Annotated in this window: 6 protein-coding genes; 4 read left to right on the top strand and 2 right to left on the bottom strand. The window is 62.1% G+C overall.

Annotation, left to right across the window (positions count from 1 at the left end):
- Both OXT71_07535 and OXT71_07530 read left to right on the top strand, forming a co-directional pair.
- Positions 1–188 (top strand): hypothetical protein (locus OXT71_07535; GenBank protein MDE2926231.1); only part of this gene is annotated, 188 nt, incomplete at its 5' end.
- A gap of 75 nt (positions 189–263) precedes the next feature.
- Positions 264–1,526 carry a hypothetical protein gene (locus OXT71_07530; GenBank protein MDE2926230.1) on the top strand — a complete coding sequence of 421 codons (1,263 nt, stop codon included), beginning with the start codon at positions 264–266 and terminating at the stop codon, positions 1,524–1,526.
- Between the two features lie 84 nt (positions 1,527–1,610).
- Here the strand turns inward: OXT71_07530 and OXT71_07525 are convergent, their stop codons facing one another.
- Complete coding sequence (locus OXT71_07525; GenBank protein ID MDE2926229.1) at positions 1,611–2,732, bottom strand: ATP-binding protein; 1,122 nt, start codon at positions 2,730–2,732, stop codon at positions 1,611–1,613.
- Between the two features lie 684 nt (positions 2,733–3,416).
- On the opposite strand from OXT71_07525, the gene OXT71_07520 reads away from it, so the two are divergent.
- Together OXT71_07520 and OXT71_07515 are read left to right on the top strand one after the other, a co-directional pair.
- Positions 3,417–4,244: a methyltransferase domain-containing protein gene (locus OXT71_07520; GenBank protein ID MDE2926228.1), complete on the top strand. Its 828-nt coding sequence runs from the start codon at positions 3,417–3,419 to the stop codon at positions 4,242–4,244.
- Positions 4,245–4,283: 39 nt separating this feature from the next.
- The gene (locus tag OXT71_07515; protein ID MDE2926227.1) at positions 4,284–5,909 is read left to right on the top strand and encodes an MDR family MFS transporter; all 1,626 of its coding nucleotides are present in this window, start codon (positions 4,284–4,286) and stop codon (positions 5,907–5,909) included.
- On the opposite strand, the gene OXT71_07510 is transcribed toward OXT71_07515, so the two are convergent.
- Positions 5,898–7,790, bottom strand: a complete 1,893-nt coding sequence (locus tag OXT71_07510) for a glucose 1-dehydrogenase (protein MDE2926226.1) — start codon at positions 7,788–7,790, stop codon at positions 5,898–5,900. The genes OXT71_07515 and OXT71_07510 overlap by 12 nt on opposite strands.
- Between the last annotated feature and the right edge of the window lie 28 nt (positions 7,791–7,818).

The raw sequence follows: 7,818 nt of genomic DNA, 5'->3' as shown, positions 1-7,818 counted from the left end.
TGGAGGCCAATACGGCAGCGTTGCGCTCCGAAATGGAGGCCAATACAGCCGCATTGCGTTCCGAAATCGCGGCGACGGCAGCGGAATTGCGCGGCGAAATGGGCAAACTCAGGGGCGAACTGTTCCGGGCCCTGTGGGTACAAGGCGCCGGAGTGGTCGGCATCCTCCTCGCCTCCAGAATCTTCTGACAGACCGGCGTTCGGTCGGCCCTTGAGTTGTGCCGCTCGAGGAACGAATCAGGATTGAACTGAGGGAGATTCGTTATGATCCACCGACGCACGTTTATCGGCGCCCTCGGGGGCAGCTTGGCGGCCGTTCCTCTCCTTGGACAAGGCCATGCAAAACCGAAGCGCCTGGCAGTGGTAGCCACCGAGTGGCGGCGCTATTCTCACGCCTGGCACACGGGTCAACGGTTTCTTGCGGGTTATCCCGTGGAGGGGCGTTGGCACCAGTCCCCCATCAGGCTCGTATCGGCCTACGTGGACCAGACGCCCGAGAACGACCTGAGCCGCGACCGCGCACGGGAGTTCGGTTTTCCAATTTATCCCACAATCGCCGAGACGCTTCGCTGCGGCGGGGACAAATTGGCCGTCGACGTGGTCCTTATCATCGGCGAACACGGTCGATACCCGGTCAACGAACTGGGCCAGAAGCTCTACCCCCGCTACGAGTTCTTCAAGGAGGTGGTCGAGGTCTTCAAGCAGGATGGGCGCACGGTGCCCGTCTTCAATGACAAACATCTTTCCTGGAGATGGGATTGGGCCAAGGAGATGGTCGACACGGCCCGAACCATGGGATTTCCGTTTCTGGCCGGCTCATCTTTGCCCGTCACCTGGAGAATGCCGGACATCGACATGCCCTATGGCGCCGAGGTCGACGAAGTGATGTGCGTGTCCTCGGGCGGGGTGGACAGCTACGACATCCACGCCCTGGAGACGATTCAGTGCATGGCGGAGCGCCGCCGGGGAGGGGAGACCGGAGTCGCGTGGCTCCAGGCGCTACGGGGCGATCCCGCCTGGGATGCCATGGATAAAGGTTCCTTCGGCCGCGGCGGCTGGGACCCGGAACTGTTCCGAGCGTGCCTCTGCCGCAGCCACAAGCTGACTCAGCCGGAAAACATGAACCACCGGTACCCCACCCCGGAGCAGATCCGGCAATGGGTGAAAGAACCGGTCGTGTACCGGTACCAACACAACGATGGATTGAAAGGGACGATGCTGCTGCTGAACGGCCTGGTGGAAGACTTCACCTTCGCCGCGCGCCTGAAGGACCGCTCCGAGCCTCTCTCCACGCTGTTCTACCTGTCGCCGGTGCCCAACGTGGTTCATTTCGCGGCCCAGATGTCCAAGGTGGAGGAGATGGTCCTGACCGGCGAAGCCCCCTATCCGCCGGAACGGACGCTGCTGACCACCGGGTTGGTCGAGGCTGGGGTACGGTCACTCGCCCAAGGCGGTAAGACCCTTGAGACACCCCACCTGTCGATCCGTTACCAGGCGCCAAGACAGTCCCAATTCGTGCGGAGTTGAGCGGAGACGGTCGAAAAGACCCGGCGGCCCCGCGGATTGCGCCTTTGTTCTGCACGGTACAAGGTTCTACACCCATCGACCCCATCAGATGAGTCGACTGAGAAACCGGAGTGCGTGGCAAACGCGAATTCCATCCGCCGTTACGAATTCCCGTCCCGCTTGGGCCGTCACCAGCCACGTCTCGCATTCCGGAAACCGTTTTTTCCAGTAACGAAGATTTCGGTCCGGCCTCGACTGGGAAATCTTGCATTCGACCGCCAGTACAGGCCGCCTGCGGTCGGTGACAATGAAGTCCACCTCGCGCCCATCGGTATCGCGGAAAAACTGGAGGTCGAGGTCAAGCCCCTCGGCGTCCTGGCGATAGTGGACCCACTTCAACAGATGCCCGGCGACCAGGTTCTCGAGCCGCGGACCGGGTTGGGGAACCAGCGACCAATCGAAATGGTAGTGCTTCTGCGCCTTCTTGATCGCCCTGATCTTGGGGCTGCCGAACGGGGAGATCCGAAACAGGGCGTAGAGCCGTTCCAGCGCGGCCACCCAATTGCGGACCGCCTTGTGGCTCACCTGCAGATCTTCGCGAAGCGCGTTGAGTGACAGCAGTGAACCGACCCGTTCCGGCAGGCTCATGACAAGCAGCTCGAGGTTTCCCAGATCCTGGATCCGTTCCAGTTCCCTGATCTCTTCGCGAACCAGCAGATTCCGATATTCGCGCGACCAGCGCCGCGCCTGCACTTCCGAACCCGAAAAGAACGGTTCTGGAAATCCGCCCAGCATGAGCAACTGTTCGAAGTCATCCGCGGACTCGATCCCCAGTTCGGCTACTGACAAGGGGTGCAGACGAAGCAGGTGGTATCGACCCTGCAGCGAGTCTCCGGAATAGCGATACAGCTCCAATCGAGCGCTGCCCGTGACCAGAATTCTTTGATTGTCCGGCCGGTCGTCATACAGCCCCTTGAGGTAGTTCCGCCAGCTCCGGTACTTGTGGATCTCGTCGAAGAACCAGAGCGATCCGAATGGTAACTCCCGACGAAGGATCCATTCCCGGTGCCTGGGGACATCCCAATTCATGTAGCCTTGCCGGGCGCCCGGCAGGGAAAGGCCCAATGTCGTCTTCCCCACCTGCCTTGGGCCGGCGACGAATACCATCTTCCGGGGGAGATCCGCCTGGATTTGGTCGCGCAGGTATCGATGCTCCACGATTTGCATATATTACAGAAACATTTCCCTATTGATAAATATTTTTGCAGATAGTTTTACCCACAAGAAAAATACTCTGCATCATCGCAGGAGAAACGGACAGTGCCGCTCGCAATGCGGCAGGCGAGGATCAAATCAGGGACGTGTCTCCCCAGGCGGCGGTATCGGCCGGTCGCCGAGTTGATTCCGTACATCCCGCGGGATGCCGGAAAAATCCGGGCTGCCATCGAGACTCTGAAGGCGTTTCAGGAGACCCACACTCTCGCTGGCCTCTCGGTACGTCCAGATGATCGAAGAGTGATGGAAGTACTGATTCCGCTGGCGACTCTGGACATTGCACTCGGCGCCGCAGGACGATCCGCGGGGCTGCCTGTTCCAAGGCGCCGCTAACGGGTCACGAACCAGAGCACAACGCCCTCACCCTGCCAAATCCCAAGTCATTTCGAGATCCTCTGAGCTACTCGGTCTTAGTAGAAACCGATGAAATCGCAGTTGTATCCGAACTGCATGTTCTGCGCTTCGGCCGTCTGGTTCTCTCGTGAAATGCGGCCGATGACGCGGGAACATCGAGTGCAAACCTGGATCACGTCGCAATGAAAAACTTGGATCCGAACGCTTAAGTTCCCGTGAACGTGGTATTGAAATTGGTGGGGTAGCCGCCGAATATTCAGTGGAAGCGGAGTGAAGGAGAAAATGGGAAAGCACCTTGAGTCGAACGAACCGTATCTGCTCGGCACCCATGCGGCGGAGGAAAGCCGCCTGCAAACTCAACACCGATTGTGGGCGGGGGAGGCGCGCGGCCTCTGGGACCGGGCGGGATTCGGGCCCGATGCACGGCTGCTCGATCTCGGCTGCGGACCGGGATTCGCCACCCTCGAGTTGGCGGAGCGGGTCGGCGCAGGAGGCCGGGTGCTCGCCGTCGACGAGTCGGGGCGTTTCATCGGCAGGCTGACCCGCGAAGCGAAACGGCTCGGGTTCAAGCAAATCACCGCGCGGGTGGAGCGGGCCGAGATGGTGCGGCTGGAACCGGCCTCGCTGGACGGCGCCTTCGTGCGCTGGCTTTTCTGCTTCCTGCCCGATCCGGCCGCGGTCATCGGCCGGGTCGCAAACGGTCTGCGGCCCGGTGGCCGCTTCGTGGCCTGGGACTTCCTGAACTTCGACGGGATGACGCTCCTGCCACGGAGCCCGGCATTCCAACGCGTCCACGCGGCGGTCTACGAGAGCTTTGCGAGCAACGGCGGTGATCTCAACATCGGCGACCGGCTGCCGGGACTGATCGCGGCTTCGGGCTGCCGTCTGGTCGACCTGGTCCCTCTCGTGCGGTTCATCCGGCCCGGGACAAGTTTCTGGAAGTGGCCGACTCAGTTCTTCTCCAACTTCATTCCACAGTTGGTTGAAAACGGCCTATTGACGGAATCGGAACGTCTTGCGTTTGAAGCCGAGTGGCGGGATCGGGAACGGGATCCGGGCACGTTCCTGTTTGCCGCGCCCATGATCGGCATCGTCGCCGAGAAGATGTAGCGCCGGCATCAGGCCGTAAGGCCATCGGACGGAAAGCCAGTGAAAAAACATGAACCACGTATCCGCAAAAAAAGGCGGAACAGCACCGATCAGTCGGCTGAGCGGGATTTCGTACAGCTTCCCAGAAGACAGATCGTGCTGACGATGCTGGGGGTGATGTCCGCGGTATTTCTGGCCATGGTGAGCCAGACCGTCGTGGCCACGGCCATGCCGCGCATCGTCGCCGATCTGGGTGGATTCGACCGCTACACGTGGGTGGCGGCCGCCTATCTCATCGCGTCCACGGTGGCCATCCCCATCGCCGGGAGACTCACCGACATTTACGCGCGCAAGGGATTTCTCGTCCTGGGACTCGTCGTATTCATCGTCGGCTCCGTAGCGGCCGGATTCAGCCAGTCGATGGATCAGCTCATCGCTGCCCGGGCCTTTCAGGGTATCGGCGGCGGAATCCTCATGACCATGAGCCTCCGTTCCATCCCGGATCTTTTTCCGCCCCGGCAACGGGGCAGGTTTCAGGGACTGATCGCCCTCGTGTTTGGCATGGCCTCGGTCATCGGGCCGGGGCTGGGGGGCTTCATCACGGATCAGCTCTCCTGGAACTGGGTCTTCCTGGTCAATCTTCCTGCCGGGGTTCCAGTGCTCCTGCTGGTTATGCGCACCTTCCCCAACATCAGGCCCGTGGCCGGAGATCGCAAGCTGGACTATCCGGGGATGATGGCTCTGGTGCTTTCCGTAGTGCCCGTGATGCTGGCGTTGTCGTGGGCAGGAAACCAGTACGATTGGGCGTCACCGCAGGTCATGGGCCTCCTGGGCTTCGGGTTGGCGATGGCCGGGTTGTTCGTGGTCGTGGAATCCAGGTCCGATTCCCCCATCATGCCCCTGGAAATCTACAGAAACCGGATGGTATCCATCTCGGCGCTCGTCGCATTCGTGACCGGGTTCGGGCTGTACGGGAGCATCATTTTTCTGCCGCTGTTCTTCCAGGCTGTCCTGGGCGCTTCCGCGACGGGAAGCGGCGGCTTTTTGACCCCCATGTTGCTGGGAATCGTCGTCGGCTCCATTCTGGCCGGCAGGCGGCTTTCCCGATCCGGCGGTCAATACCGGAGGCAGGGGCTGGCCACCACAGGCTGCATGGCCGTCGGCATGATTCTCATCTCTGCCATGACCGGGAGCACCAGCTTCGGCGCCGCAGTGGGATACATCGTGATCATGGGGCTCGGCGTGGGAGGAACGCTGGCCACCTTTGCGGTGGCGGTGCAGAATTCGGTTTCGGCCCGGGTCATGGGAACCGCCACGTCGGCGCTACATTTCTTCAGGCTGATCGGCGGGACGACGGGTCTCGCCCTGCTGGGCGCCTTGTTGAGGCACAGGTTCTCGCTGCGGGTGGAAGAGACGGTTTCGGCCACCACAAGGGCCGCTCTCCCTCCCGGACGGCTTGACGCCATAACGGACAACCCGCGGGCGCTGATCGATCCGTCCGCCATCGACGAACTGAGATCCGGATTATCCGGCGCCGGTGCCGACACTGCGGCGCTGGCGGACACTCTTCTCAGCGACCTGAATTCCGCGTTGTCGGCAGCGGTTGGAGACGTGTTTACGGTCAGCGCCGCAGTCATGGCGGGCGCCGTGGCCATCACCCTCTTTCTGAAGAGGTCACCCGTCTGAAAGCACGGGGCGAACGCGGACTCGCTTGCCGTTCAGGAGGGTCCCGACCCAGGTGTATCGAACTGCCCACGCGTAGACCGCCAGCAGCAGACCCGTTACGGCGACGCAGATCGACACGAACGCCAGGTGTGGATTGAGGGACTTCTCTGCGGCCAGCCGCTGGCCCCAGACCACCAGCGGCAGATGCATGACGTAGATCCAGTAGGAGGCGTCCGAGACATACCGCACCCAGGATCGCTCCCGGGCCGCAACCCGCCGGAACAGTCCCATCAGGCCAAAGCAGGCCATCCAGGTGTACGCAACCTGAAACACTGCCGCTCCCGCCGGCACCCAGGCCGTTTTCGGATCCACGAAGCCGATTCTCCCGGGATAGAGAAACACCAGCGCCAGCGCCAGCAGCGGCAGCGCCATCGGGAGCCCTGAGGACCACCACCGGCGCACCGGGACGCTCCGCTGATGGAGCAGAACGCCGGCCAGGAAGAAGACGAGGTAGTAACCGATGATCGGAAGCTCGGGCAGGAATCCGCCGGAGACGTCGGCGCCCACGATCTGGCGCATGAAGTACTGCGGCACGATGGCCGCAGGGACGAGCAACCACCAGCTGGGATGCCGGAACCGCAAGCCCAGCCTGGCGGCGATGCCGAAAGCTCCGACGATCAGCAACAGGTGCCAGAGAAACCAGAGATGGTAGAAGTGCTCCGGCCAGGTGATCGGGCCGTTTTCCCCTTCGGTGAATGCCCAATGAGTGAGGGGGATGACGGTGACCATTGCCAGCAGCAGCGGCAGTCCGACGTACCTCAAGCGGGATCTGACCATCTGCGCCAGCCCCCGGCGCCGCCATTGGATGGCGGTGAAATATCCGCTCAGGATGAAAAACAGCGGCATGAGAATTCCGGCCAGGGCGCTGAACAGGTAGACGTAAGGGTTGTAATGAGGTTCCGTGTCCTCGGCGTAGACATGTTTCCCCGGCCAGAAGTCCGAGAAGGGCATCAGGAAACACAACGCGTGCAACAAGACGACGAGCAGCATGGCAACGGCGCGCAGAGCGTCGAGTTCGTGAATCCGGCTCACGGCAGGCGGCTCTCCATTCGTCCGGGATGCTCTCAGCGACAAGGGTTTCCTGCTCTTGGATAAGTAGGTCGTACGCCCGCCGCTGACGTCGAATACCGCGCCGGTGCTGTAGGAACACTCTTCCGATGACAGCCAGGCGACGAGCGCCGCGACCTCGGACACCGTCCCGGTGCGCCCCATGGGAATCCGGCTGATCATGCCTGCGATCCGCTCCTTCGTCAGTCTTTCCAACAAACGGGTCATGACCGCGCCGGGAGTGACGCAGTTCACCCGTATGCCCGTTTTCGCCAGTTCCAGGCCGATTGACTTGGTGAGGCTGATGACGCCGGCCTTGGTAGCGGCATAGGGCACGGCCCCGGCGACCCCCTCCTTGCCGGAGGCGGAGGAGACGTTGACGATGCGGCCATAGTCCCGCTCCATCATGTGCGGAATCACATGATGACAAAAGGCGAACACGCCGCGGAGGTTGGTCCGGTAGATGCGGTCCATCTCCTCCACCGGCATTTCCCAGGTCTTGGCGACAGGACTGCCGATTCCCGCATTGTTGACCAAGATGTCGATGCGGCCCCACCGGTCGATCGACGTCCGGACCGCTTCACGGGCTGTCGCCTCGTCCCCCACGTCGCCGACGACGACCTCTGACGGCACCCCCTGACGGGCGAGAGTGCGCGACGCCTGCCGGGCGGAATCGGCGTTCACGTCGACGACGGTCATCCGGGCTCCTTCACTGGCGAGACGTTGTGCGATACCGAAGCCGAGACCCTCTGCCGCGCCGGTGACGATGGCCACCCGGCCTTCGAACCTGGACATCCGTCCTCCTCCGTATCCGACCCTTTCC

The organism is Acidobacteriota bacterium (genome assembly GCA_028874215.1).
In the GTDB taxonomy this organism is placed as follows: Bacteria; Acidobacteriota; UBA6911; order RPQK01; family JAJDTT01; genus JAJDTT01.
The sequence above is the reverse complement of the archived record's forward strand: the minus strand, read 5'-3'. Positions and strand labels throughout refer to the sequence as shown.

Coding starts and splice junctions, on each gene's coding strand:
- OXT71_07520 (MDE2926228.1), top strand. CDS start 3,417: ATGGGAAAGCACCTTGAGTCGAACGAACCGTATCTGCTCGGCACCCAT.
- OXT71_07530 (MDE2926230.1), top strand. CDS start 264: ATGATCCACCGACGCACGTTTATCGGCGCCCTCGGGGGCAGCTTGGCG.
- OXT71_07510 (MDE2926226.1), bottom strand. CDS start 7,790: ATGTCCAGGTTCGAAGGCCGGGTGGCCATCGTCACCGGCGCGGCAGAG.
- OXT71_07525 (MDE2926229.1), bottom strand. CDS start 2,732: ATGCAAATCGTGGAGCATCGATACCTGCGCGACCAAATCCAGGCGGAT.